The sequence below is a fragment of the Limnobacter sp. SAORIC-580 genome (assembly GCF_013004065.1).
Classification (GTDB): Bacteria; Pseudomonadota; Gammaproteobacteria; order Burkholderiales; family Burkholderiaceae_B; genus Limnobacter; species Limnobacter profundi.
The window spans coordinates 1856363-1881050 of record NZ_CP053084.1; the positions used below are offsets into that span (position 1 = coordinate 1856363).

Annotated in this window: 24 protein-coding genes and 1 tRNA gene; 15 read left to right on the plus strand and 10 right to left on the minus strand. The window is 51.9% G+C overall.

The window, feature by feature from the left end:
• Positions 1-64: 64 nt before the first annotated feature.
• A complete protein-coding gene (locus tag HKT17_RS08650) occupies positions 65-1153 on the plus strand; it encodes a glutathione S-transferase family protein (RefSeq protein WP_171099323.1) in 1089 nt (362 codons plus the stop codon).
• A complete protein-coding gene (locus HKT17_RS08655; protein WP_171099325.1) occupies positions 1147-1713 on the plus strand; it encodes a TetR/AcrR family transcriptional regulator in 567 nt (188 codons plus the stop codon). The genes HKT17_RS08650 and HKT17_RS08655 overlap by 7 nt, the downstream gene beginning before the upstream one ends.
• 23 nt (positions 1714-1736) lie before the next feature.
• Here HKT17_RS08655 and HKT17_RS08660 read toward each other — a convergent pair whose 3' ends face one another.
• Positions 1737-2330, minus strand: coding sequence for a TetR/AcrR family transcriptional regulator (locus HKT17_RS08660; protein ID WP_171099327.1), 594 nt, complete (start codon positions 2328-2330; stop codon positions 1737-1739).
• A gap of 115 nt (positions 2331-2445) precedes the next feature.
• Between HKT17_RS08660 and HKT17_RS08665 the strand changes: the two genes are divergently transcribed.
• From HKT17_RS08665 to HKT17_RS08705, 9 genes are all read left to right on the plus strand, one after another.
• Complete coding sequence (locus HKT17_RS08665; protein ID WP_171099329.1) at positions 2446-3576, plus strand: glutathione S-transferase family protein; 1131 nt, start codon at positions 2446-2448, stop codon at positions 3574-3576.
• Entirely contained in the window at positions 3573-4322 is a 750-nt protein-coding gene (locus HKT17_RS08670; protein WP_171099331.1) for an SDR family NAD(P)-dependent oxidoreductase, read from the plus strand. The genes HKT17_RS08665 and HKT17_RS08670 overlap by 4 nt, the downstream gene beginning before the upstream one ends.
• 7 nt (positions 4323-4329) lie before the next feature.
• Positions 4330-5133, plus strand: a complete 804-nt coding sequence (locus HKT17_RS08675) for a peptidylprolyl isomerase (RefSeq protein ID WP_171099333.1) — start codon at positions 4330-4332, stop codon at positions 5131-5133.
• Positions 5130-6134 carry a HupE/UreJ family protein gene (locus HKT17_RS08680; protein WP_171099335.1) on the plus strand — a complete coding sequence of 335 codons (1005 nt, stop codon included), beginning with the start codon at positions 5130-5132 and terminating at the stop codon, positions 6132-6134. The genes HKT17_RS08675 and HKT17_RS08680 overlap by 4 nt, the downstream gene beginning before the upstream one ends.
• Positions 6127-8469, plus strand: a complete 2343-nt coding sequence (locus tag HKT17_RS08685) for a DUF3604 domain-containing protein (protein WP_171099337.1) — start codon at positions 6127-6129, stop codon at positions 8467-8469. The genes HKT17_RS08680 and HKT17_RS08685 overlap by 8 nt, the downstream gene beginning before the upstream one ends.
• Positions 8470-8481: 12 nt before the next feature.
• The gene (locus HKT17_RS08690) at positions 8482-9549 is read left to right on the plus strand and encodes an MBL fold metallo-hydrolase (RefSeq protein WP_171099339.1); all 1068 of its coding nucleotides are present in this window, start codon (positions 8482-8484) and stop codon (positions 9547-9549) included.
• Positions 9550-9613: 64 nt separating this feature from the next.
• Entirely contained in the window at positions 9614-11362 is a 1749-nt protein-coding gene (locus tag HKT17_RS08695; RefSeq protein ID WP_171099341.1) for an N-acyl-D-amino-acid deacylase family protein, read from the plus strand.
• Positions 11363-11388: 26 nt separating this feature from the next.
• The gene (locus HKT17_RS08700) at positions 11389-11757 is read left to right on the plus strand and encodes a VOC family protein (protein WP_171099343.1); all 369 of its coding nucleotides are present in this window, start codon (positions 11389-11391) and stop codon (positions 11755-11757) included.
• Between the two features lie 3 nt (positions 11758-11760).
• Positions 11761-12459: a hypothetical protein gene (locus tag HKT17_RS08705; RefSeq protein ID WP_171099345.1), complete on the plus strand. Its 699-nt coding sequence runs from the start codon at positions 11761-11763 to the stop codon at positions 12457-12459.
• Positions 12460-12474: 15 nt separating this feature from the next.
• Here HKT17_RS08705 and HKT17_RS08710 read toward each other — a convergent pair whose 3' ends face one another.
• Entirely contained in the window at positions 12475-13521 is a 1047-nt protein-coding gene (locus tag HKT17_RS08710) for an asparaginase (protein WP_105029274.1), read from the minus strand.
• A 222-nt stretch (positions 13522-13743) separates the two neighbouring features.
• Between HKT17_RS08710 and HKT17_RS08715 the strand changes: the two genes are divergently transcribed.
• Genes HKT17_RS08715 through msrA form a run of 3 tightly spaced genes read left to right on the plus strand, consistent with a single transcriptional unit; the run spans position 13744 to position 15702 of the window.
• On the plus strand, positions 13744-14553 hold the full coding sequence (locus tag HKT17_RS08715) for a DUF1223 domain-containing protein (protein ID WP_171099349.1): 810 nt from the start codon (positions 13744-13746) through the stop codon (positions 14551-14553).
• A gap of 38 nt (positions 14554-14591) precedes the next feature.
• Positions 14592-15095 (plus strand): peptide-methionine (R)-S-oxide reductase MsrB, encoded by a 504-nt coding sequence (gene msrB / locus HKT17_RS08720; protein WP_171099351.1) that lies wholly within the window; start codon positions 14592-14594, stop codon positions 15093-15095.
• A gap of 4 nt (positions 15096-15099) precedes the next feature.
• Complete coding sequence (gene msrA, locus HKT17_RS08725; protein WP_205882399.1) at positions 15100-15702, plus strand: peptide-methionine (S)-S-oxide reductase MsrA; 603 nt, start codon at positions 15100-15102, stop codon at positions 15700-15702.
• Between the two features lie 10 nt (positions 15703-15712).
• Here the strand turns inward: msrA and HKT17_RS08730 are convergent, their stop codons facing one another.
• The 8 genes from HKT17_RS08730 to HKT17_RS08765 all read right to left on the minus strand — a co-directional run bounded on the left by HKT17_RS08730 (position 15713) and on the right by HKT17_RS08765 (position 23857).
• On the minus strand, positions 15713-17134 hold the full coding sequence (locus HKT17_RS08730; protein WP_171099355.1) for an ATP-binding protein: 1422 nt from the start codon (positions 17132-17134) through the stop codon (positions 15713-15715).
• Positions 17135-17152: 18 nt separating this feature from the next.
• On the minus strand, positions 17153-17986 hold the full coding sequence (locus HKT17_RS08735; protein ID WP_171099357.1) for a phosphate/phosphite/phosphonate ABC transporter substrate-binding protein: 834 nt from the start codon (positions 17984-17986) through the stop codon (positions 17153-17155).
• Positions 17987-18102: 116 nt separating this feature from the next.
• Positions 18103-19743, minus strand: coding sequence for a 3-(methylthio)propionyl-CoA ligase (locus tag HKT17_RS08740; RefSeq protein WP_171099359.1), 1641 nt, complete (start codon positions 19741-19743; stop codon positions 18103-18105).
• A gap of 63 nt (positions 19744-19806) precedes the next feature.
• Positions 19807-20178 carry a DoxX family protein gene (locus HKT17_RS08745; RefSeq protein WP_171099361.1) on the minus strand — a complete coding sequence of 124 codons (372 nt, stop codon included), beginning with the start codon at positions 20176-20178 and terminating at the stop codon, positions 19807-19809.
• 63 nt (positions 20179-20241) lie between these two features.
• A tRNA-Arg gene (locus tag HKT17_RS08750) sits at positions 20242-20318 on the minus strand.
• Between the two features lie 72 nt (positions 20319-20390).
• Positions 20391-21902, minus strand: coding sequence for a glycerol-3-phosphate dehydrogenase/oxidase (locus HKT17_RS08755; RefSeq protein WP_171099364.1), 1512 nt, complete (start codon positions 21900-21902; stop codon positions 20391-20393).
• Entirely contained in the window at positions 21895-23385 is a 1491-nt protein-coding gene (gene glpK, locus HKT17_RS08760; protein WP_171099367.1) for a glycerol kinase GlpK, read from the minus strand. Before glpK ends, HKT17_RS08755 begins: the two co-directional genes overlap by 8 nt.
• Positions 23386-23407: 22 nt before the next feature.
• Positions 23408-23857, minus strand: coding sequence for a gamma-glutamylcyclotransferase family protein (locus HKT17_RS08765; RefSeq protein ID WP_171099370.1), 450 nt, complete (start codon positions 23855-23857; stop codon positions 23408-23410).
• A gap of 55 nt (positions 23858-23912) precedes the next feature.
• On the opposite strand from HKT17_RS08765, the gene HKT17_RS08770 reads away from it, so the two are divergent.
• Entirely contained in the window at positions 23913-24686 is a 774-nt protein-coding gene (locus HKT17_RS08770; RefSeq protein WP_171099372.1) for an SDR family oxidoreductase, read from the plus strand.
• The last annotated feature ends 2 nt before the right edge of the window (positions 24687-24688 follow it).

Genomic DNA, 24688 nt, shown 5'->3' on the forward strand with positions numbered 1-24688 from the left:
TAACTAGTGACACTATTTGTGTCACTATATACAAAAGAAATTCGAATCTCAAGGAGTCGAACACATGGCAATGCCAAAAGTTTTGAAAGTTCATGGTCTGGATCTTTCTTATTTCACAGGAAAGCTGGAAGCCTACTTGCGCGGCAAACAAATTCCCTACGAACTGATTGAAATGGACACTGGCGATTTCAAACGTTGTGGCAAAGCCACGGGTGTGGCTCAAATGCCTCAGGTGGAATGGCTTGATGGTCAATGGCTAAGCGACACAACATTGATTATTGAGTTTCTGGAAACTCTGAAACCAGAAACATCGATCATGCCTGAAAATGCCACAATCCGATTCCTTGCACTGTTGCTGGAGGACTTTGGCGATGAATGGCTGTGGAGGCCGGCACTTTACTATCGCTGGGCCCACGCTCAGGACGCCCGACTGATGAGCCACCGCCTTGCAGATGGCATGATGCGTGATGTACCACTGCCCTTTTTCATGCGACGCTGGGCCATTTTAAATCGACAGCGACTGCACTTTTTATGGCTTGATGGCGTGCGGAAAAGCACTGCGAAACGCGTTGAAGCACATTACCTTGAAACACTGGATGCTCTTGAGACAGTGCTTGAGAAGCAACCATTCGTTCTTGGCCAACGCCCAACATTGGCCGACTATGGGCTGTATGGCAGCATGTTCCGGCATTTTTTCTGCGACCCCACACCAGCGCGAATCATGCGGACTCGCGCCCCGGCCGTGCACGAATGGGTTGCGCGGCTGTGGAATACCAAACTGGCTGACCACAACAACGCGCCTTTGACAACACAATGGCCAGTAGAATTGACCCCATTGCTAAACATCATTGGCACTGAATTTTTACCTTACATGCAAGCCAATGAACTGGCCATTGAACAAGGGGCGCGTCAATTCAAGTTCAGCAGTCAAGGTGTACAGTTCAAAATACCCACACAACGTTACCGTGCCTGGCGTTACCAGCGGTTGAGAAATCGATATCAGGCACTTGAGCTCTCAACCCAACAAGAAATAAACGCGTGTTTTCCCGAACTGGGCACAGCCTTGAGCAAACCTGTAACATGCCCGATAGAGGCAAGAATCAAGGGCTTGCCCATTAGCACACCCACAACAATGACAAGTAGAACATGGTGAAAGTAGACGGTCGCACCACACGCGGACAAGCCAATAGAAAACAGATTGTTCAGGCACTGATTGAACTGATTAGAGAGGGCCACCCAGCGCCCACAGCGGAAATGGTTTCAGCACGTGCCGGGGTGGGCCTGCGAACCGTGTTCAGGCATTTCAAAGACATGGAAACCCTGTACAGGGAAATGACCAGCGAAGTGGACGCCATTGTTGCCCCGGTACTGGCCACCCCGGTGGTAGGCAATAGCCTGCATGAGAAACTGATGCATGCCATTGAACGCCGTGCAGCCATGTTTGAAAAACTGGCCCCGCTGCAAGCTGCGAGCCTGGTGCACTTGCATGAATCCGAATACCTGCGGGACAGGCAAGCCAGCACCGTTGAACTACAACGCCACCTGCTCAAGGCCTTTCTACCTGGCGAAATGGTTAAAGACAAAGCCCTGTTTGAGGCGTTTGATTTGGTACTGAGTATTGAGACCTGGTTGCGACTTCGTCGAGATCAAAAGCTTAGCGTGAACGCAGCCAAGAAAGTTCTTCAGCGCAGCGTTGAGCAACTGTTGAAATAAGAGCCCAGTTATAAAACAAGCGACTAAATCAAGCGATCAAGGAGCGCGTCAAACTGTGCGATGCCTTGCTCACGAGACACCACACCATCACGAATCAACTGGCGAATTCCCCAAAACGAGAGAATAACCATCCAGACGAGGCCAGTGGCTGCGGCTTGATCCAGACCTTTGGCTTTGCGCATGGTTGGAACCCACAACTTCAAAATGACGCCTCGAATTCCCAAACGAATGGTTTCAAGCTCGGGCGAATTCAAACCGGAACCGGCGATCAACTGCCACAGCGCGTCGCCCTTGCCCACCGGCATGTCCAGAGAAACAAACACTGCAGAACGTATGGCCAATTTGATGTCGTTGGGATTGCTGGTAATTGCCAGCGCGGTACCTTGCATGGTGTCGGTGAAAATAGCCCACGCAGCGGCACCCAACAAACTTTCCAGATTCGGAAAATGTTGATACACCAACTGCCGGCTTACACCGGCCCTGTCGGCCAGTGCACTCATGTTCAACACGCCCCAACCCGCTTCTTCAACCAGTTCAGCGGCTGCATTCAGCAGCGACTTTCGCCGATCTTCCTTGCCAAGGTAAGGCCTTTTTTCCTGAATTGCGCGTAAGTTCATTTTCAAGTGCTACAAGGTTAACTCTGAATACAGTGTGCCACACATTCAAAGAAATTGACACAGTGTAAATATTAATGTTTTAATCAATTATTCGAAACCCGCACACAAGGGTCACATGAGACAAACCTACACTCTGTATGGCTGGCACTTGTCCTATTTCACAGGCAAGGCGCTTTGCTATTTGCGCTATAAACAAGTTGACCATGTACTCAAGGCAGTCAACCTGTTTACGTTGACCCGAACCATCAAGAAAAAAACCGGTGCGGCTGTAATGCCAGTGTTGAAAACTCCCTCAGGCGAATGGATACAGGACACCAGCGAGATCATTGACTACATTGAGTCGCTGCATCACATGAACCCGGTGACACCCAATACCCCTGTACAGGAATTTGCCTCCACTTTACTGGAAGCTTGGGGCGATGAATGGTGGGTGCCAATTGCCATGCATACACGCTGGAACTACCCGGAAAATTTCGCCTTGTTTGAACAAGATGCGGGGAAAGCCTTGTTGCCATGGGCTCCTCGTTTTTTACAGAACAAAGCGGCTCAACGCCCGGCAAAAATGCTGCGTGGGATGTTGCCATTCGTTGGAATAGTACCCGAGCAATACAACACCATGAATGAATGGACAGTACACATGCTCGACGCATTGAACCGGCATTTCGAGCAGTTGCCATTTTTACTGGGCGAGCGCCCAAGCCTGGGCGACTTCGGTTTGGTGGGCACCATGTATGGCCACCTGGGCCGTGACCCCTGGCCCAAACGCGAATTGATAGAACCAAGAACCCATTTGAATGCCTGGCTGGAACGCATGAAAAACCCAGCGGTGCATGCCGACAAACTCCTGTTGGGCAACGATGAAATTCCTGCAAGCTTGAATCCGATTTTCAAATCGATCTTCGAAGAATTCATACCAATGGTGGCACAGGTTGGCGAGTTGGCCACGCAGCATGCGCAGCAAAACGGATTGAATCAACGCCTGCCCCGACGCATTGGCGAAGTGACGACCACCATGGGCGGAAAACCCTTCAAACGCGGCGCCCTTCCCTACATGATCTGGATGATGCAACGCGCCCTGGATTGCTATGCCCACATGGCAGACAGCGACAAACACGATGTACGCACCTGGCTGAAACAACACAACGCGGAACATATTCTGCGCCTTAACCTGCCCCGTGTGGAGCGCAGGGCATTGACCGTGGCGGTGACTGCATTGCCACCAAAACACATGGAGAAAGCAGCTTGAGCAAAACAGTGGTTATCACAGGGGCCTCATCGGGTATTGGAAAAGCCTTGGCCCTTGAATTTGCACAACGGGGTTGCAACCTTGGCCTGGCTGCACGCAGGCTGGACAAACTTGACGCGCTGCGTGCCGAAATCGCACTGCTGCCTGGCTGCCAGAATTTACAAGTCGAGATCATTGAACTTGATGTCAACAACACAAACGCTGTGGGGCCAGCATTGCACACCCTGTTCAGTCATTTAAACCAGGTTGATGTGGTCATCGTGAACGCTGGTGTAAACAAATTAACCGGCATAGGCAAGGGTCAGTTGAATGACGAGTTGGGATTGATGCAAACCAATTTGCTGGGCGCGATCGCCACCGTGAATGCTGCCGTAGAGTGGTTTAAACAAGCCGGTGGGGGTCATGTGGTGGGTATTTCCTCGCTGGCTTCGCTGACCCCTATTCCAAAGCAAGCTGCCTATTGTGCAACCAAAGCCGGATTCTCAATGTACCTGGATGCCGCAGCGATCGAACTGAAAAAATACAAAATCGATTTCACCAAAATTCTCCCAGGCTTTGTAAAAACCGAAATTGTGGATGACATGGACAAGTTTCCATTTTTGGTGTCAGCGGAACAGGCAGCCCGGGAAATGGTCAATCACATTGAGAAACGCCGCAGCGTGGGCGTGGTGCCGGGCTATCCCTGGAAGCTTTTGAAACCCCTCCTGGCCAATATGCCCACGGGTGTATGGCGTTACATAAAATGAACAGGCCATGAAACCCTCCTATTCCGTACTTGGATTCGTTGCAGTGGCCATTCTGATCGGCATTCTGGAATGGCGCAGCGGCGAGCAGGCAGCCAACAATGAACTGGTGGTGACCGAGGCACAACGTGCTTTCGTACGCGAGCAGGTCCTGCAAAGCGGCGCGCAGGCCATGGGTACTGCAAGCTACGAACAAGCCATGGCCACCTACATCGATGAAGAAATTCTTTACCGGGAAGGCTTGAAGTTGGGTTTGGAAAAAGACGATTTGATTGTAAAGCGTCGCGTCGTGCAAAAAATGCGCTTCCTGTTGGAGGACATGACTCCGATTGCCCCCCCCACCGAAGCGCAACTTCAAACCTGGCTGGATCAAAACGCACAACGCTATCAAACCGAGCAAACCATTGTGTTTGATCACCATTTCTTTAGCCGCGGCAAACGTGGTGACGAAGCAATATATCAGGCAGGCCTTGCTCGCAACGACCTGCTTGCTGGCCAGCAAATCATTTCTGACCCCTTTCCCTTGCAAACAGGTTCTGAGTTACTGAGCCGGGAAAGAATCACCAAAGAATTTGGTGTTGCCACCAGTGACACAATTTTTGACTTGCCCCTTGGCGAGTGGTCGCAAGCGGTGCAATCGCCACTTGGGGTACACCTGTTCAAGGTGCACCAGAAAAATGCGGGCCGCACCATGACGCTTGAAGAAGCAGGCAATCAACTTCGGTCCGACCTGATTGCAGCCCAACGTGAGGCGGTGAACGACGCAGGTCTGGCTGCCTTGCGCGCCACCTACACCATCAAGGAAGCACCATGAACAGGCTGCTTGTTGCATGGGCGCTCTGCATCGGTTTACTGGGTGCAGGAGAAAATGGCTACGCACATGAGATGGGTACTTCTGCATTGATTGTGCATGAAAGCGCCTCTGGAACTGGTCAGTTTGTATTCAAACGCACTGTGGGTTCAGACGACAAAATACCTCCGATTGATTTTCAATTTGCGCCAGTCTGTGAATTGCGCGATGTCAGCACGGAGTGGGAAGGCAACACAGAACTGATACAACGCGGCAATTTCTTTTGCAGCAGCGCATTAGCTGAACATGAAATTATTGCAAACGGATTTACCCGCCTTGCACCCGACCTCATTGTTCTTGCTAGCCCAAAGCAAGGTCAGCGTGTTCACGCAGTGTTGACACCGAAACAGGCCAGTATTTCATTGGGAACCGACACCCAAAGAACACCGCCTCTGGAATATCTCAGCATCGGAATTGAACACATTGTGTTTGGTTTGGACCATGTATTGTTTGTTACTGGGCTTTACCTGCTTTGGAAAAAACGGAAGCAAAATACAAAGCAATTGATTGGGCAATTCACACTGTTTACCGTGGGGCACAGCCTGACCCTGGCTTTGCTGGTGTTAGGCTGGATCGCAGTGCCCACTCGCGCGATCGAGGCCTGGATTGCACTGAGCGTCTTGTGGCTTGCCTGGGAACTGGTGCGAAAAGAACCTGCTCAACCAACGAATTGGTCTCACCTGCTATTGATCGCTGCCTTTGGCCTTTTACATGGCTCGGGCTTTGCCCTATCAATGGAAGAGCGGGGGTTCCCGGAAGACGCCCTTCTCAGCACCTTGCTGCTTTTTAATCTGGGTATCGAGATTGGCCAATTGTGGATCGTCACCGTGCTGGCCACAACATTCACCCTGCTCGAAAAAACCCACCTGCCCAATTTCACACGCTTTGCCCAATATGCCCTTACGCTGTGTATTGGCGGTGCGGCTCTGTACTGGACGCTTGAAAGGATTCACAGCTATGTATAAACACTGCACCGTTGTGCGCAGATTATTGCCAACGCACCTGTTGATCCCGGCCCTTCTCGCACTGAGCCTCTCGGCCTGCCTGAACTCCAGCGACACCAATGTGGCCCAAACAGATACACCCACTACGGTAAGCCCCGCAGAGCGCCCGGAAGATGTGGAATGTGTGGGCAGCAGCGTGAGGAAGCAGGCTTTTTTTGGTGATTTACACATTCACACCAAACTGTCGTTTGACGCTTATTTCTTCAATTCAATCAATGGGCCTCGAGAAGCATACCAATTTGCCAAAGGTGAGAATGCATTTTTACCATCCGGCGAAGACCCGGATACACCCATGCGGCAAATTAACATTGGCCGCCCACTGGATTTTGCAGCCGTCACTGAACATGCCGAACAACTGGGTACCTTTTCCAATATCTGCGAACTGCAGGGAAACGTTCCGGCAGGCACCAACCCCGCTTGCAGTGCCCTGGGGCAAGTAATTCGTGACAACGTCTCTGTGTTCATTACCGGCAATGTGCCTTTGTACCTGCAACTGGTCACCAGTGCAGGCAGCCGGGTGCCAAGCACGCGAACCTGGGAAGAAATACAGGCTATCGCGAATGCTGAAAACCAGCCCTGCAAATTCACCACCTTCAATGGTTATGAATTCTCATCCAACAAAGGCGGCCAGGTGCTGCATCGAAATGTCATTTTCGAAGGCACCAAAGTACCAGCCGATGTGATCAGTTCAATTCCACCCATTCCCACCACCGACAACACCAACGATGAATGGGGTTTGTTTGATCGACTGAAAACCGAATGCCTCGATGTAGAGGGTTGTGATGTTGTAACCATTCCCCACAGCACCAACCAAAGCGATGGGCGTTTTGCCCGTGTACGCCAGCCGGATACTGGCCTACCATTGGCCAGAAACAACACCACACTGACGTTGGCTGATGCCACGTTGCGCAACACCCTTGACCGTTTGTTCGAGATTGTTCAGCACAAGGGGGCCAGCGAATGCATCACCGGGTTTAACAAAGGACTGACTGGCGGCGAGGAATCGGGTTGCGGATTTGAAGAATGGAAAACCCTGTGCAAAGGCAATTCAGACGACCCCGCAGAATGCGCCAAAGTATGCAAGGGCACTGCCAACGACCCGCTGTTTTGCCAAGTCAACCGGCTACAAGGCACGGGCAAAAGCATTCACGCTGCCAGCGAATGCACGGGCAGCGACATTGGCGGCTCAACCCCGGCCGATTGTACAGCCCCACTGGATTACGCCCGTAATGTGTTGCCGGAAGGCAGTGCAATTGCACGCAAGCTGGGGGTGAACCCTTATCAATATGGTTTTATTGGCTCAAGCGATACGCACAACGGCATCGCAGGCAACACCGACAAAACCAAATTCTCGAAAAACTCGGGCCATGGCGGTGTGCTGGATGATGAACCCAATGAGGCCTTGGGCAACTGGGAATGCAAGCAGCGGCCATTGCCCACCGACTCCATCACCGGCTTTAAATTGCCATTTAGCACCGAATCGGCCGCAGACCCCAACAACTGCGAAGAACGTGTCTTCAACCCGGTGGCATCCAATTTCACACCGGGCGGACTGGCGGGCGTGTGGGCGCGAGAAAACACACGAAAGGAAATTTTCGCAGCCCTTAAACGGCGAGAAACTTTTGCCACCTCGGGCTCGCGCATGCGCATTCGAACCTTGGCATCAAGCAAGCCCTTCCCCAGCAATATTTGCGAACAATTGGCCGCAGGTGCCAGCCCGATCGAAGAAGGTTTGGTGGAAGGTGTGCCCATGGGCGGCACGCTGGAAGTAAAAAACAAGGGCCCCTACATTGTGGCCTACGCCATTCAAGACCCGGGCGGCGAGGAAGCCGGTGTGCCCCTGCAACGGCTTGAGTTGATTAAAACCTGGGCCGATTCAAATGGCGATCTGAGGCAGCAGGTTTTGAAACTGGCTGAGAATGCCAACGCGCCGCAGCCCAATTCCGATTGCAGCATTCAGCAACAAGGCCCGGAACAAATGTGTGCGGTGTTTCATGACACCCAATACCAGGCCAGCACAGGTGCCAGCTACTATGCACGCGCACTTGAAAACAACTCCTGTCGCTGGACCACAAAAATGTGTACAGCCAAAGGCGTGCAATGCGAGGCGCTACAACCCGGCAATGGCCTGTTTTCCGCACAAAGTGGTTTCGCGGGGTTTGAAGGTTGTTGTCGCATTGAAGGTGAACCTGGAAATTTCCGAGGAGACTTCCGTTTCATTACCCAGCAGGAACGCGCCTGGAGCTCACCGATTTGGGTAGAAAGCCCTAAACAGGCAATAAACAACAAACAATAAGCAGGAACAAACATGGTCAAAAAACTGATGATTGGCGCTGTCGTTCTAATCGCTGCAGGTGCCGCTGTGGCTTACGTTCAGCGCCATGAGATCACCTTGGCCATGATCGAGAAAGTGGCCAGCAAACGCATGCAAGACCCAATCGCTGCGCTCAGCGACGGCTTGCATATTGGGCTGTGTGGAACAGGTTCGCCCTTCCCCGACCCGGATCGTGCTGCCCCCTGCACCTTGGTGATTGCAGGCAAGGACATGTTCTTATTCGATGCCGGCAGTGCAGCCGCCAAACAAATTGCGACGATGGGTTTCTCCACAGGTCAACTCAAGGGCGTGTTTATTACGCATTTTCATTCGGATCACATTGATGGTCTTGGCGAAGTACTCATGACCCGTTGGGCGCAACACACCGCCGGGCAAAAGTTAACTGTGCATGGCCCCAGTGGAATTCACAAGGTGATGAAGGGTTTTGAAACGGCTTACCAACAAGACACGACTTACCGCACAGCGCACCATGGCGAGGCAACCATGCCGCCCGAACTGGCGGGTGCCGATGTGAATGAATTCACGGTACAAAAAGGAATCTACACCACCGTACTGCAACTGCCCGATTTACAAATTGAAGCTTTTGCGGTGAATCACCAGCCCATCAACCCTGCGGTAGGTTATCGAATCACTTACAAAGGCCGAACCGTGGTGCTAAGTGGTGACACCACCAGCGACGCGCAAGTCAAAGACGCTGCCCGCAACGCCGACCTTCTGGTGCATGAAGCACTGAGCCCTGAATTGGTGGCCCGCTTGCAAGAGACTGCCATCAAGAACAACCGAAGCAAATTGGCCAAAATTTTCTCGGATATTCCCAATTACCACGCCACCCCACTGGATGTGGCCGTATTGGCGCAGGAGGCCGAGGTTGGACATGTGGTGTTGAGCCACATTGTTCCGCCCTTGCCACTGCCACCCTTGCGGGAAATATTCCTGGGCAAGGCACCCGATGTGTTCAAAGGGCCCTTCCGCATCGGGGAAGATGGTGATTTCATCAGCCTGCCCACGGGCAGCAAGGAGGTGATTTACGACCGGAGATAAAAGTTTTTTCCAATTCGACAAGATTTCTTGTTACATTTGAAAAAAATGAGAATTGGAGACAGACATGACAGCTTCGACCTTCGACGTGGTCATCACGGGTGGGCGATATTTTGACGGCACAGGGGGCCCCTCTGCCCTGCGCGACATTGGCATTAAAGACGGGCGCATCGCCGCAGTCAGTGAAACGCCTTTGCAATATCAAGGCACGCCCAAAGTGATAAATGCCTATGGCCACTGGATAACCCCTGGCTTTCTGGATACCCACACCCACTACGACGCCGAAATGATCGTCGCACCAAGCTTGTCCGAATCAGTTCGTCACGGCGTCACCACCGTGCTGGTGGGCAGTTGTTCACTCAGCATGATTTGCAGCGAAGCCGAAGACGCATCCGACATATTTACACGTGTAGAAACCGTACCCCGTGAAAAAGTACTGCCAATTCTTCAAGAGAGAAAAACATGGAGCACGCCACGTCAATGGGTTGAGTTTGTGCAAAAGCAGCCCCTTGGCCCCAATCTGATCTCATTTTTGGGCCACAGCGATTTGCGCGTGGGCACCATGGGTTTGTTGGATTCGACTGACCGCAAAATAAAGCCCTCTGAGGCACAAATGCAGCGAATGGAAGCCACGCTGACCGAGGCCATGGAGGCCGGGTTTTTGGGCCTTTCAACCATGTGCCTGAAGTGGGACAAAATTGATGGCGATCGCGCCTGGTCGAAAAGCCTGCCCAGCACCTATGCCCGCTGGAGCGAGCTTCGCCGCCTGAATAAAATTTTGCGCAAATACCGCCGCGTGCATCAAGGAGCACCCAATGCAGCCAACCCGCTGCAAATTTTTGAATACTTGATTGAAACCCTGGGCTGGATACGCAAACCATTGAAAACCACGCTGATTGCGCTCATCGATTTAAAAGGCAACAAAACCGTTCGACCCATGGCACAAATTTCAAGTCGCGTGGTGAACTGGCTTGGCGGGGCCTTCCGTTGGCAACTATTGCCCACCCCTTTCACCGTATACGCCGATGGCATTGATGTGGTGTTTTTTGAAGAATTTGGTGCCGGGGAAATGGCACTGGACCTGCGAACCCAGGTAGAGCGCAACAGCCTGCTGCAAAACGAAGATTACCGCCGCCAGTTCCGCAAGTTTTACGGGCAAAAACTAAGCCCGCGCGTGTGGCAGCGTGATTTCGGTGATGCGATTATTCTTGAATGCCCAGACGCGAATTTGGTGGGCAAAAACTTTGATGAAGTGGCCCGCGCCCGCAAAGTGCATGTGGTCGATTTGTTCCTCGATTTGGTAGTGCAGTTTGGTCGCCAGTTACGCTGGTACACCACGGTGGGTAACCACAAGCGCGAAGTTATCCGCGAACTGGTGCAAGACAAACACACCTTGATCACCTTCAGTGATGCGGGTGCGCACATTCGCAACATGGCCTTTTACAACCTGCCCCTGCGCTTCCTGAAACTGGTCAAGGAAACCATTGAAGAAGGCAAACCCATCATGAGCATGGAACATGCGGTGTGGCGATTGACTGGTGAACAAGCCGATTGGCTAGGTATTGAAGCCGGAAAAATTCGGGTGGGTGACCGCGCAGATTTGGTGGTCTTGAATCCTGAGGCCTTGAACCAGAACCTTGAACAGGTGACCTGGGGCGACATGGAAAATTTCGGCCTGCAACGTTTGGTGAACCGCAACCCGGGTGTCGTAAAACATGTGTTAATTAATGGCAAGATAGCAGTCGAGAACGAGGCCGTTGTGCCCGAGCTCGGCAAAGAAATGGGTTACGGGCAATTCCTGCCCGCCAATACTTGAAACCAGCGAATCCACGGAGAAGTACGATGATTGGATACATTACCTTGGGCACCAACGACCTGCCCAAAAGTGGAGAATATTTTGACAAGCTGTTTGCGCCCCTGGGTGCCAAACGTATTCTGGAATTGCCGCATGGTATTTTCTGGGGCACCAGCATGGCCAACCCCTTCATTGGTCTGCTAAAGCCTGCCAACGGCCAGGCGGCCACCGTGGGCAATGGCACCATGGTGGCACTGACCGCCAAGGACCGTGCCCAGGTTGACGCATTTTATGAACATGCAAAAACACTGGGCTGTACCTGTGAAGGCGCACCGGGTGAACGCATGCCCGGCTTTTATGCCGCTTACTTTCGCACGCCTGACGGGCACAAGATGAATATTTTCAAGATGGGCTAAAGCTTGACTTCAATTGACTCAACCATTGACGAGTTTGCAGACCTTGAAGAAGTGCCTGCACCTTGGACACTCACCGGTAAAGGCCTGATTGTGGTCATGCGCAGCAAAGCTGAAAAGCTGATGGCTGATGCGCGTATCCCACTGGACATTCGCGACTCCTTAAAGTGCCCGGTCAGCGTGTTGATGTATGTGGACTACACGCACTCCAATGCAGGCCCTTACAAAGAGCTGCTGTACATTCCTGGCACGGCGCAATTCAGCGAGAAGCTGGGGAGCAAACGCCTGTTGACCATCAGCAACATTGTGGTGAGCAGCGCGAGCAGTGTGAAAAATGGTCGAATCAATTGGGGCATTCCGAAAAACCTGTGCAACTTCGATGTTGCACAGGGCCCGGAAAGTCTGCAGGAAATCAGTCTGCATCAAGATGGCGTGCCTCAATTTGACCTGGCGTATCGGGGCAAGGGCTTTTCTTTTCCGATCAACACGGGTTTGGTGCCAGGTTTCATGAAAACCCTGGGTCAACGATGGCAAGGTCAGGAATTTTTATACAGCCCAAGTGCGAAGGGCAAAGCCCGTTTTGCAAACGTGCATGTGTTGCAAAACCTGGGCAATGCCTTTCCTGATATGGACATTGGCGATGTGGTCACAGCACTGGAAATCACCCAGTTTCAGATGACATTTCCAGTGGCTCACATCGCCTGAACGGATTGGTACAACCTATCGGTCAAACAAGGGCTGCAAGTCAGCCTTTTTGTTAATGCCCGATTGCATCGCCAGCATCAGCAAAATACGTGCTTTTTGAGGCGACAAGTCGTCGGCCATAATTGCACCCGCGTCAAATGTGGTTTTGCCACCGCCCACAAAACCGTAGTTCGCCATCACGCGGCCTTGGTGAACTCGGGTAGAGATCACCACGGGTACATTCTTCGACAAGGCATATTGAACGGCTTCAAACATGGGCACGTTCATATTGCCCATGCCCAACGCCTGAACCACAATGCCCTTCACACCACGATCAACCGCATTGCGCAAAGCAGCACCTGTGGCACCGCCATACATGGCGACAATTTCTACTTCAGGCATTGGGCCATCAACCAGCTGAAATGTTTGGCGACGCAGCGGTGTGGTGGCGTACATGACACGGTCTGGATAAACCTCACCAATCAAACCAAACGCACCGCTTTGGAAGGTTTCTACATTCTGAGTGTGGGTTTTGGTCACGTAACGCGCAGCGTTGATCTGATTATTCATGGCCAGCATTACGCCCTTGTTTTTAGACTGTGCGTCCACAGCGATGCGCACCGCATTCAGCAGGTTGCGAGGACCGTCAAAGTCAGAGGATGAGGCATTTCGCTGCGCACCAATCAACACCACAGGCTTGTCAGATCGCACAGTCAAATCAAGCCAAAACGCAGTTTCTTCCAGCGTATCCGTGCCATGAGAAACAATGACACCAGCCACTTCAGGGCGCGCCAAGGCTGCATTCACTTCCTTGGTCAATTGCACCCAACGTGGCGGGTCCATGTAGTCAGAAGGCACATTGGACAAGCTCTTGACCTGAATGTTGGCGTACTTGCCCACATCCGGCACGGTGGCCAACAGGTCTTCACCTGAAATGGCTGGCACGGGGGCGTTTTTCACCGGATCAATTTTCATTGCAATGGTGCCGCCTGTGGCAATGAACTGCACCACGGGTTTGTCTTGTGCGTGCACAGCAAAAGTAGTGGTCAGCAAGGCTGACGCGAGCAAGGCTTTTAGTTTCATCCCATTCTCCTGTTTTTATGAAATTGGCCTCAACACTTGGTTTTTCGAGGCAGGTTAACTCTAACAGGGTAAGTAAATTACCCACGGGTCACTTAGTCGGAGTAGCCACAGGACTTGCCACACTTGTTAACAATCGCAGAATTTGCTAAGCATCGCGATGTAACCTTTCGGTGAAATCCGGCGAATACCCTCCTGAACAAAACGCGGCAGGCGGAGGGTTGTATGACAAATTGCTTGAACTTCATGGCAGGCACTGGTGCCTTGGCTCTTCTCGGGCTTGGCTCTGCGCCTGTTTGGGGCCAGCAAGGCACTTGCAAATGGACAAGCCCCGCTGAGCGCATGATTGTCGCCGAGCTTTACACCTCCGAAGGCTGTAGCAGTTGCCCGCCTGCCGACCGTTGGCTAAGCAGCCAACTCACTACCCCGGAACGATCAAGCAGTATTTTGGCGCTTTCATTCCATGTGGATTACTGGAATTACATTGGCTGGGAAGACCCCTACTCCAAAAAGCAATTCACCGAGCGGCAATACGCCCACAAACGGGCTGGAAATGTAAGTCAAATTTACACACCGCAGTATGTATTCTCGAACCGGGAAGTTCGCCGCTGGGGCCAGGCAGGGCTTATACCTCAGAGATTGTCGGCGATGCAACAAGACAAAGCCCCCGTGGGCCTGCAAGTTTCGCTTGAACGAAAGGCTGCCAATCAGGTCGAAATCCAGGTAAAAACCGAATGGCTTGATGAGCGTTATTCCGGTGGGCGCGTGTTTGTTGCCTTTTACGAAGACAATTTAAGCCAACAAGTGAAAGCAGGAGAAAATCGGGGAGAGTTATTGAAGCATGATCGGGTGGTTCGACACTTGAGCGATGCGAAAAAGGTATCCCCCGGATCCAGAATACAGGTGTTCAGGCACACACTGCCAGCCGACTGGAACCAGAGTAATGTAGGGCTGGGCGTTATTGTTGAGAACAATGAATCCAATACCGTTCTTCAAGCATTGAATGCACCAAAAGCCTTGAGCCAGTGCAGCTGAATATTGATTGAGTAATTGATAAACAAGGAAACACCACCATGCAACGTCGTACAGTTATCGCAGGTTTGGCCGCAATTGGCGCAGGTCTGTTTTTCACAAAACCCATGAGCTCGGTTGCAAGTATGAACAAGCTGAATAAGTCGGAAGCCGAATGGCTGAAAATCATCAAGAAAGACCAGTACAACGTGCTGTTCAAAGAGGCCACCGAGCGCCCATTCTCCAGCCCCTTGAACGACGAGAAACGCAAAGGCACGTATGTGTGCGCGGCCTGCAACCTGCCGCTGTTTCCTTCTCAATTCAAATACGACAGTGGCACTGGTTGGCCCAGTTTTTATGATGCCAACAAAGGCGCATTGAATACCAAAACCGATTACAAACTGATTTTGCCGCGCACCGAATACCACTGCAGCAATTGTGGCGGCCACCAGGGCCATGTGTTTGACGACGGCCCTGCCCCAACCGGCAAGCGATACTGCAACAACGGCTTGGCATTGGCGTTCGTTCCCGAAGGCCAAACATTACCCACAGTGCGCAAGGCGTAAAAAAATGACATATATGAAACTCAAAACAACCTTGACCGTAGCCTTGGGCTTGCTTGCGGCGACAGGCGCACAGGCTGAAACAAAAACCGCGGTGTTTGGAGGCGGCTGCTTTTGGTGCACCGAGGCTGACTTTGACAAAGTGCCTGGCGTGTTGAAAACAATTTCGGGCTACGCCGGTGGGCAATACAAAGACCCGGATTACAAGGTAGTAAGTGCCGGCCGCACGGACCACACCGAGGTGGTTGAAGTGACTTACGACGACACCAAAGTAAGCTACAGCCAGTTGGTCGAGTACTTCTGGAAAACCATCGACCCCACCGTGAAAAACCGCCAGTTTTGCGATGGTGGCACCCAATACCGAAGCGGGTTTTATTACCTGAATGAGGAACAGAAAAAAATTGCTGAAGCCAGCAAAGCCAAACTGCAGGCCGCTGGCAAATTCAAAACCATTTACACGGAAGTTGCGCCGGTGGTGAAATTTTATCCCGCTGAGGAATACCACCAGGACTACTACATTAAAAACCCTATTCGCTACGGCTATTACCGCAACGGCTGTGGACGGGACAAACGCCTTGAGGAATTGTGGGGCCCCAAAGCCAGTCGCTAATTCCCACCCATTAACGCATTTCTGGCAGAGAGAAATGGAAGGTGCTGCCCACACCCACCTGACTCTCTAGCCACACTTCGCCACGCATCAACTCCACCAATCTTCGGGTAATGGTCAGCCCAAGGCCCGTGCCTCCAAAATTTCGGGTAATCGACGAGTCGGCCTGCTCAAAAGGCTTGAAAATTGCACTGACCTTTTCAAACGGTACGCCAATGCCTGTGTCGCGAATTGAGCATTTCAGCAATTGGGCCCCGTGCATATCTTTGCCTGCCTGCACTTGAATGTATACGCCACCGCGCTCTGTGAACTTGATCGCATTGCCCACCATGTTGTTGATGATTTGCAAAAGGCGTACCGGGTCGCCCGCAAATTCTTTTGGGAACCCCTCTGAGAAAGTGCACTGCAACTCCAGGCATTTCGATTTGGCTCTTGGAATCATGGGGCCCAGTGCCTGTTCAAATATTCGCTTTGGATCGAACACCACCGTGTCAATGGTCATCATGCCGGCTTCAATTTTCGAGAAGTCCAGGATCTCGTTCACGATCAACAACAAGGTGTTGGCCGAATCATTGGCGACCTGTAAAAACTCTCGCTGAACCTTGGTCAGTTTGGTTTCCAGCGCAAGTTCTGTCATGCCAATAATGCCATTCAAGGGGGTACGAATTTCATGACTCATATTGGCCAGAAATTCGCTTTTGGCGCGGTTGGCACTTTCTGCAACTTCTTTGGCTTTGGACTCACCGTCCAAGTGTTCTGTGGTTCGCTTCAACTTCTCGAAGGCAGGTCGAAACTCGGTGGGCAAATTCTCAATCAACAATTCTGAGTCATCGCCAATGTCACTGGACGGCACGACGTCAAAGGTTTCAACGCGTTCAAGTGCACCCAACCAACGTTTCAAGGGAAACCAGATAATCAACATGCCGCCAATCAAGCCACCAACAGCACTGAGCATGGCCACACGAATCAAGCCCCAAAAACCTTCAGCAATCGCATCGACGGCAAAGGTAAAGCGCAGCACGCCGTAGTCATAACCACCAGCGTTAATGGCCCGGTTCACGTCGTAAAGTTGCTCAGCCACTTTGTCCCGCAACCAAGCGGGGGCAGTGCTTTTTAGAATGGCAGAGTTTTCACTTCGAATAATGCCCCCCGTCAAATCAATAAACTTGGCAGATGCAAACCGGGAGCCTGTAATTGCCTTGTTCAATGTGCGCTGAATGGTGTCGTAATCGCCGATTACCGCGCTGTCTGACACGGTTTGAGCAACCACTTCGATCATCATGTTGGCCGAGTCTTGAGCCTCTTCCAGCGTACTGTGGTATTGAAAACGAGAGAACGCTACAAAACTGATGGTAACGAACAAAAGCAAAGCCACGGTGTATAACAAAAACACGCGACCAATCAGCGATGATGGCAATAGACGAATTCGCTTCATCGCAAGGTCACACTGGCATTAACGCACCGCCATGGGTGCAGTGGCATAAAAACGGCGATAACTTTCATAATCCTTGTCATAGGCAGGCAGGAAGTGGCTGTTCGGATCCATACCCACCGACTCGGAGGCCTGCTTGAGAATCAATGCACCTGCTTTGCTTTTGTGCATATTGATAAAAGCGTTGGTGACGGCACGTACATCTTTTGTGCTCACCTTGCCAGAAGCCATCAAAGCCAAATCCAGGTAAGACTCCGACGTCCAAAGCACCCGGAATTTGGTGCCCTGCTTTTCTGTGAAACCATCGATCAAAGCCGAATTGCTGCCCACTGCTTTTGCTTTGCCTGCCAACAATTGAGCAAATGCCGCGTTCTGGTTGCCCGCAAATACTGCATTCACCTCGATTCCGCGATTCATCAATTCAGCCTGTGGCACCCGGTAGCCAATGAAAGCCTCCGGGCCAGCAAAAACCATGTCTTGCTTGCTCAGCTCTTCAAGCGTTCGAATTGGAGAATTGTCGAGTACCGCGATCTGACCCTGCAAGGCAGGCCCGGTGCGTCGCCCAAAAACCTTCCAGCCCAACTTGTCACGCTCTGGGCTGAACAGATGATTTGAAAACACAAACTCGACTTCTTGAGCCAATACGTAGGCAGTGGTATCGGCAGAAGTTCTGCCGATTTTGAGTTCAAGCTGAACACCGCTTTGCTGGCTGACATATTGAATAATCGGGTTCCAGTAGGCTGCTGTTTTGGGAATGTCCCACTGATTAACTGGCGAGAACCTGTAGACCGGTTGCTGTGCTTGGGCCTGCAGGCTGGTCATCAGCAAACACAGGGAAATTAACAAACGCAACATGCTTGGACTGCCCCATCTTGATTGTCAAAGGGCAAGGATAAAGCAATGATTGAAAAGTTAAACCATTAAACGATGAAAATTTCACAATTTAACTTTCCTTATACATTCTGTCGCACTTACACAAATCGCAAGCCTTTGAATTTCTCTCGCAACTCCGACTTTTGCACCTTGCCTGTTGCGCCAATCGGCATGGCGTCTACAAACTCAACATCGTCGGGAATGTGCATTTTGGTAATACGGCCTTCATAGAAATTCAGAATGTCTTGTTTGCTGACTTCTGCACCAGGCCTTTTCACAACAATCAGCAGGGGGCGCTCGTTCCACTTTTCATGGGGAATGGCGATCACCGCAGACTGAAGCACCGCCGGGTGAGACATGGCAATGTTTTCAAGATCAATTGAACTGATCCACTCCCCGCCCGATTTGATCACGTCTTTGGTGCGATCAGTAATTTGCATCAAGCCGTCCGGCGCCATGCGGGCCACGTCTCCAGTGGCAAACCAGCGTTTCCCCGTGGCATCGTGGCTGAAGGCTTTTGCACCATCACCACCGTAGTACTCGTGCAATACCCAGTGGCCACGCACATGCAACTCGCCGCTTTGCTCAAAATCCCAGGGCAATTCAGTGCCATCTTCAGCCAGCAATTTCATGTCCACGCCAAAAATGGTGCGCCCTTGCTTGGCGACAATCTCGTATTGCTCCTGTTTGGGCAAACTGCGCTCATCACCGCTCAGTTTGGAAACTGTACCCAAGGGCGACATTTCTGTGCTGCCCCAACCCTGCATCAGCTCCACACCCATTTCGTCAAATTCTTTGATCAAACTGACGGGCACGGCCGAGCCACCCACCAGCGAGCGTTTCAAGGTACTGAACGTCAGTCCGTTTTGCTTCATGTGATTGATCAAACCCAGCCAAATGGTCGGTACGCCCGCGGCCACGGTTACCTTCTCGCTTTCCAGCAAACTGTAAATAGAAGGGCCATCCAGTTGCGGACCAGGCATGACCAGTTTGCAGCCTGTCATCAACGCGGCATAGGGCAAGCCCCAAGCATTCACATGAAACATGGGCACAACGGGCAATAAAGTGTCCTTTCGGGTCAACGCAATTGCATCCGCGCAATTGGACATCATGGCGTGCAACATGGTGGACCGGTGCGAATACAGAATGCCTTTTGGGTTGCCCGTGGTGCCGGAGGTGTAACACAGGGTGCAAGCTGAATTTTCATCAAATTCAGGCCACACATAGTCATCGTTTTGCGCCTTGAGCAAGGTTTCGTAATTCAACAAACCGGCCACGGGCGGTTCTGCGGGCATTTTGTTTTCATCAATCAACAAAATCCAGTTTTTAACGCTGGGGCAATGCGGAGCGATCGCCTTGATCAGGGGCGCAAAGGTGAGGTCGAAAAAGATGGTGGAGTCTTGTGCGTGGTTGATAATGTAAATCAACTGCTGAGGCGTGTATCTGGGGTTCAAAGTGTGAGTAATCGCCCCCATGCCCGCCACGGCATAATAAACTTCGATGTGGCGATGACTGTTCCACGCAATCGTGGCAATGTTCTCGCCCTGCTGAATGTTCAAGGCATGCAATGCATTGGCAAGTTGCCTGGCACGTGCTGCCATGGCCTTGAAAGTGATTCGGTGCAAGTCACCTTCAACCCTGCGGCTCACTACTTCTTGCCAGCCGTAAAAACGTTCGGCGTGCACCAAAATTGAAGAAAGCAGCATCTCCTGCTTCATCATCAGACCTGGCTTCAACATTGTTTTCGTCTCCTCTGCGTTGTATTTTTTTAAAGTGTACCGCAGAGAACTGTAATCGTTATTCTATTTTTGGAAGTGCCTGCTTTGACCGGCCTTCCAGATGACCCAGATCACCAAAGCCTGCAAGGGCAAGCGCAAATACAGAAGAACCACGGGAATATCGGCAAATTGATCCGGGTGCATGGCCATGTGAATATTGGCGGGTAGCACAGCCACACAAAGCGCAATCAACCCATACGCAGCCCACTGGCGGGTGCGTTCAATCAGAATGCCAATGCCACCCAAAATTTCAAAGACACCACTAATTTTGACGAGAGCTTCCGGATTGGTGAAATACGGAGGCACGATACTGGAAAAGAAATCCAGCAGCACAAAATGCAGAATGCCTGCGCCGATAAAGAAAATGGCAACAACGACGACGGGTATTGAGAACATTTGTTTTTTTTAGAGCCTGAATAACAAAAAACCCTCGCCTTTTGAGCGAGGGTTTTTTTAATTTGGTGCGGCTGGCAGGATTCGAACCCACGACCCCTTGGTTCGTAGCCAAGTACTCTATCCAACTGAGCTACAGCCGCTGTGAAGAAGCGAGATTATGCCCCAAACAATACCGTTGTGCAAGGGCATGCCTGCTCTTTTTAAAAAAAACTTTAACAATCTGCGCGCAGGCTGTATTGGGCCACCAGCCTGCGGAACTCGTCCTCCTGACGGTCCAGTTCCTCATCGCTATAACGCAACTCGTTTTGCAACACAAACCGCACCTCATTCATACAGGCCAGGGCAGCCTGGCTGTCCAGAAAAAGCGCCCTGCTTCGGCGAGCCAATACATCTTCAATGGTCACTGCCATTTCTTCCAGCACAGCCTGCGCAATCTCCGCTTCATTCAAATCAAGATTTTCATGAATTGCAGAACCGGGCTTTCGCATGGGAAGGTCGTCTTCAAGACGCAAGTAGCGGGTACGGGTTGGCTTGTTAACCCAGCCCTGTTGTTCACACACCAAATCAACCACCTCCTCCGCCATACTGCGATAAGTGGTCCATTTGCCACCAGTGATCGTCACCAATCCGCTAGGCGCGGTAATCACTGTGTGCTCACGAGAAATACTCTTGGTATTTTGCTTCTCGCCCCCCGCACTCACCAATGGTCGTAACCCAACAAACACACTGCGAACATCGGCGCGCGTGGGCGCGTTGGCCAGGTATTGGCCCGCCGTTTTCAAAATAAAATCGACTTCCTCGGGCAAGGCATCGGGTTCCCAAGGTGAGTCCTTACGGGGCGTGTCTGTGGTGCCAATCAAGGTTTTTCCCAACCAGGGCACCACAAACAACACACGGCCATCGCTGGTTTTGGGCACCAGCAAGGCTTCCTTGGCTGGGTAAAAGTGCTGGTCAACCACCACATGAACGCCTTGGCTGGGGCTCAACATGGGTTTTGAATCTGGCAAGTCCAATCTACGAACATCGTCCACCCACACACCAGTGGCATTGATTACTGCTTTGGCTTTAAAAGTAAAAGACTCGCCGCTGAATTCATCGCGGGCTTGCACACCATTAACTTTCTCAGCAGTTTTCACAAAGCCAGTGACTGGCATGTAGTTAATCGCGAGGCCACCCAGTTTGTGCAGGGTTTTCATTAAGGCAATCGCCAGGCGAGCATCGTCAAATTGCGCATCAAAATAGCGCACTCCCCCATGCAATTTCTGCTGGGAAATAGTGGGTACTGCACGCAATACCTCATTTTTCTTCATCATGGTGGTGGGGCCAACACCCAGTTTACCCGCCAGCATGTCGTACATTTTCAGGCCGATCCAGTAAAAGAATTTCTGGAATACATTGCGCACTGGAATGACAAAAGCCAGGGGCTTGACCAGGTTGGGTGCATTCACCAACATACGGCCACGTTCTTCAAGGGCCTCTTTCACCAAACTGAAATTGCCCTGCGCCAGGTAACGCACGCCGCCATGGGCCAACTTGGTGGCTCTTGAGCTGGTGCCCTTGGCAAAATCGTGCCCTTCGAGCAATAGCACCTTCAGGCCACGGCTGGCCGCATCCACTGCGCTGCCCAAGCCTGTAGCACCACCGCCAATTACAATCACGTCCCATTCATACTGCGCTTGTGCCTTGAGTTTCAGTGTTTCAAGGTGCTTTTTACGACTAAGCATCTGCCCATCCTTTGGAACGTTCTACCGCGCGGTGCCAGCGATCAAGCAGTGCACCGCGTTCATCAATACTCATCTTGGGTTCAAACCGTGCATCTACCCGCCAGTTGGCCAACAAGCTTTCCTCCGTGTCAAAAACACCCACGGCAAGGCCTGCCAAATAGGCAGCGCCCAAAGCAGTGGTTTCGGTTACTGTGGGGCGCACCACCGGTGCACCCAACAAATCAGCCTGAATTTGCATCAATAAATTGTTGTTCGATGCACCACCATCTACGCGCAGTTCACTGAGCGGTTTTGCGCCATCGCGCTGCATGGCCTGAACCAAATCCACCGTTTGCAGGGCAATGCTTTCAAGTGCCGCGCGTGCAATGTGCGCTTTGGTGGTGCCCCTTGTCATGCCCACCAAAGTGCCTCGAGCATAGGGGTCCCAGTGGGGCGCGCCCAGGCCTGCAAATGCCGGTACCATGCACACGCCATCTGTGCTTGGCACACTGGCGGCCAGCGCCTGAACATCGGCCGATTTTTCAATAATGCCCAAACCATCGCGCAGCCACTGCACCACCGCACCACCCATGAATACACTGCCTTCAAGCATGTAACTGGTTCGGCCATTCACCTGCCAACCCACCGTGGTCAGCAGGCGGTTGTGGCTTTCAACCACTTCAGTGCCGGTGTTCATCAACATAAAGCAACCAGTGCCATATGTATTTTTGGCTTCACCAGGTTTGAATGCCGTTTGCCCAAACGTGGCTGCCTGCTGATCACCGGCAACACCTGCGATTGGAATGGCTGCGCCCAACACTGCGGGATCACACCGCGCGATTTCACCGCTTGATTCACATACCTGTGGCAACATGCTCGGCGGTATGTCAAACAACTGAAGCAACTCAGAATCCCACTTCAGTGTTTTGATGTTCAACAACATGCTGCGTGAAGCATTGCTGACATCGCTTGCATGAACCGCAGCACCTGTCAGGTTCCACATCAGCCAACTGTCCACAGTTCCAAAGGCCAGTTCGCCGGCTTCAGCTTGCGCACGGGCGCCCGGCACATTGTTCAAGATCCAGTTCACTTTCGTGGCTGAAAAATAAGAATCCAGCTCCAGCCCGGTACTGCGGCGAATCAGGGCAGCCTTGCCCTGCTCACGCAACTTGTCGCAATATGCAGCCGTGCGGCGGTCTTGCCACACAATGGCGTTGTACACGGGTTTGCCGGTTTTTCGATTCCACACCACGGTGGTCTCGCGTTGGTTGGTAATGCCAATGCCAGCAATGTCCGAGGGTTTAAGCCCGGCTTTTTCAATCGCGCCCCGGGCACAAGCCAACTGCGTGTTCCAAATGTCTTCGGGGCGGTGCTCGACCCAACCAGCCCTTGGAAAAATTTGCTCAAACTCTTGCTGGGAACTGGCCACCACTTGCGCCTGCGCATTGAACACAATAGCGCGCGAACTGGTTGTGCCTTGGTCCAGTGCCAAGATAAAACCCATGCGGTCGTCTCCTTTCTTGTTGTTACTTTCTTTGCCCGGTGCTGTTCCAGTTGCCCACGTGTTTGTTCAAAAAAGCCTGCATACCCTCGGCCTCGAACCGGCTCACACTCCACAACTCATCAGTCAATACATCCCGGTTCAACCAAATGTAGGTCTCGGCTTTCAAGGTTTCGCCACTGGTGTTCAGCACAACCTCAATTTCGCGGCGCTCATATTCAGGCCCCTCGAAGGCATCAAGATTCTTGACATCCTCTGGCAACACATTCAGCCACACCAAACCCTGCACTTGCGCGCTCGGGTTTGGCACCATGGCCGGGTAAGTTTCACCAGGCACAGCATGGCGTTGATGCCCTTTGGCAATGGCATTCAAACAGGGATAAACACCCTGCACCACTTGCCCCCAAACTGGCAAATACATCAGTGATCCGTACACAAAAACATGCTTGCCGTCTTGCTCAAATTCCGAGCCCATGCGATGTTACCTTTTCAGATGAAAAACAATTAGAAAATGCCTGCAAGGAGACGATGTGAAAACAACAACTGATTTGTTCAATTTACAAGATAAGGTGGCTTTGGTCACGGGCGCGACCCGCGGAATTGGCCTGGCCTGTGCGGAATTACTGGCAGCCAAGGGGGCTACGGTGATTATTTCAAGCAGAAAACAGGAGGCTTGCGAACAAATTGCTGCGCAATTTCAAGCAGATGGCCTGAAAGCTGTGCCCATGGCCTGCCATTTGGGCGAGATGGACCAGATTGAGGCGCTGTACCAACAAATTGAAGCAAAATTCGGGAAGCTGGATATTTTGGTGAACAACGGGGCGACCAACCCACACTTCGGGCCAATTTACGACACTGACCTGGCTGCCTTTCAAAAAACCTGCGATGTGAACATTCGTGGTTACTTTTACATGAGCAGCCACGGCTGCAAACTAATGGGCAAGAATGGCGGCGGAAGCATTATTAATGTGGCTTCGGTCAATGGCGTTATTCCCGGCCTCTACCAAGGTATTTATTCGATTACAAAAGCCGCAGTCATTTCAATGACCAAAGCTTTTGCCAAAGAATGTGCGCCCATGAAGGTGCGTGTGAATGCGCTGCTGCCCGGTGCAACCGACACCAAATTTGCATCGGCCTTGGTGCACAACGATGCCATTCGCAGCGCGCTGCTGCAACATGTACCCATGAACCGGGTTGCACAGCCCAGCGAAATGGCGGGTACTGTGCTATATCTAGCCTCCGAGGCTTCAAGTTACACCACCGGTGCCTGCATCAATGTGGATGGCGGTTACCTGGTGGTGTAAAC